This is a genomic window from Sodalis-like endosymbiont of Proechinophthirus fluctus, assembly GCF_001602625.1.
Lineage (GTDB): Bacteria > Pseudomonadota > Gammaproteobacteria > Enterobacterales > Enterobacteriaceae.
Window position 1 is genome coordinate 24,413 of sequence record NZ_LECR01000015.1, and the last position, 2,005, is coordinate 26,417.

Genomic DNA, 2,005 nt, shown 5'->3' on the forward strand with positions numbered 1-2,005 from the left:
CCAAGCCACTGTTCCGCGAAGGCGCGGATCTCTTGTTTCGATTTCGCCACTTTGACGCCGCCGGATTTACCGCGGCCGCCCGCATGCACCTGGCATTTCACTACCCAGGGACCGGCGCCGATTTTCGAAGCGGACTCTTCCGCTTCGCGTGGCGTATTGCAGGTGTATCCCGTCGGGGACGGTATACCATACCGAGCAAACAGTTGTTTTGCCTGATATTCATGTAACTTCATAATTTTGTTTCCATCTTCGTCTGGGGAGTGTCAGCGACTCGACGTTGCGTCGCCGTAATTCGGCACAAAACCGAGGATTTCTAGCGGCGGATCGTCATGTGCTAGACATCCAACAACAGGCGAGTGGGAGCTTCCAGCATCTCTTTCACCGTGATCAGGAAGCTTACGGATTCTCTTCCGTCGATAAGTCTGTGGTCGTAGGAAAGCGCCAGATACATCATCGGCAGAATCACCACCTGCCTCCCTACCGCCATCGGCCGATCCTTGATAGCATGCATGCCTAAGATCGCGCTTTGCGGTGGGTTGATGATGGGAGTCGACATCAACGAGCCGAACACGCCACCGTTAGTAACGGTAAAGTTACCACCGGTCAGTTCCTCAACATTCAGTTTGCCGTCGCGGCCCTTAACAGACAGTTCCTTGATTTTTTTCTCGATATCGGCCATGTCCAGCAAGTCAATATCTTTCAGTACCGGCGTGACCAGACCACGTGGGGTAGACACCGCGATACTGACATCAAAGTAGTTGTGGTAAACTATATCTTCGCCATCGATAGAAGCGTTTACTTCCGGGAAACGCTTTAAAGCTTCCAGTACTGCTTTGATATAGAAGGACATATAGCCTAAACGGATACCGTGTCGCTTTTCAAAAGCGTCGCCGTATTGCTTGCGCAGATCTATCACCGGCTGCATGTTCACCTCATTAAAAGTGGTCAGCATGGCGGTGCTGTTTTTTGCTTCCAGTAAACGTTCGGCCACACACTTACGCAATCGGGTCATCGGTACGCGTTTTTCGCTGCGGTTGCTGAGCGCCCGCGCCCCAGCTTCAGCCTGGGCGACAGCAGGAGCCGGTGCGGCGCTCTGCCGAGAGTTGATATGTTTTTCGATATCTTTGCGTGTAAGGCGTCCACCTACACCGCTGCTTTTAATGGCCTCGAGATTGAGATCATGCTCGGCGATGAGGCGACGAATAGCCGGGCTCAGCGCATCGTTTCTGCCCTCTTCCAGGCCTGCCGTGTGGCGCTGGGCCGGTATCTCCTCCTGGCTCTTGGATTTTTCGGTCGTCGACTGGCCAGTGCTATCGCCCGGGCGCAGACGACCCAGCACTTGACGGGCAGTAACGGTAGCGCCTTCGTCTTCCAACAATATTTCTAGAACGCCGGATTCTGGCGCCGGGACTTCCAGTACTACCTTGTCGGTTTCAATCTCAACTAGTACTTCATCACGCTGAACGCTATCACCAGGCTTTTTATGCCAGATGGCGACAGTGGCATCCGCGACCGATTCAGGCAGGTCAGGCACTAGAATATCTACGCTACTCATTCTCTATCCTTATTGTTAATTAACGTTCAGAGCGTCGTTGACCAGATTTTTCTGCTGTGTCTGGTGCACGGACAAATACCCTACTGCCGGCGAAGCGGAAGCGGGACGACCGGCATAATTTAGCGCGGATCCCTTGGATATCACTTCGCGTAAATAATGCTGGCTGCAATACCAGGCTCCCTGATTCTGCGGCTCTTCCTGGCACCAGACGAAATCCTGAACGTGCGCATAGGGAGCTAGCGCCTCCCGAACAGCCTGCAGCGGGAACGGATAGAGCTGTTCAATGCGTACGATGGCCACGTCCTGCTGCCCGTTTTTACGTCGTTGATCCAACACATCATAATAGACTTTGCCAGAGCACATCACGACGCGCTTGACACCCTGTGGGTCAAGATCGTTGACTTCACCGATGGCAGGCTGGAACGTGCCATTGGCCAGCTCATCCAATGA

General features: G+C 53.6%; 2 protein-coding genes and 1 pseudogene. All 3 read right to left on the minus strand.

Features of this window, described 5'->3' with window-relative positions:
* Window positions 1-233, minus strand: a 233-nt coding sequence (locus BG74_RS15860) for an ATP-grasp domain-containing protein (protein ID WP_244267158.1), incomplete at its 3' end; no start/stop codon positions are given.
* 101 nt (window positions 234-334) lie between these two features.
* Complete coding sequence (odhB, locus tag BG74_RS01800) at window positions 335-1,555, minus strand: 2-oxoglutarate dehydrogenase complex dihydrolipoyllysine-residue succinyltransferase (RefSeq protein WP_066596167.1); 1,221 nt, start codon at window positions 1,553-1,555, stop codon at window positions 335-337.
* Between the two features lie 15 nt (window positions 1,556-1,570).
* Window positions 1,571-2,005, minus strand: a pseudogene (locus BG74_RS15865) (2-oxoglutarate dehydrogenase E1 component); the annotation flags it as partial.

What these genes read in the sequence shown, in the direction of transcription:
- odhB (WP_066596167.1), bottom strand. Translation starts at nt 1,555, where the DNA reads ATGAGTAGCGTAGATATTCTAGTGCCTGACCTGCCTGAATCGGTCGCG.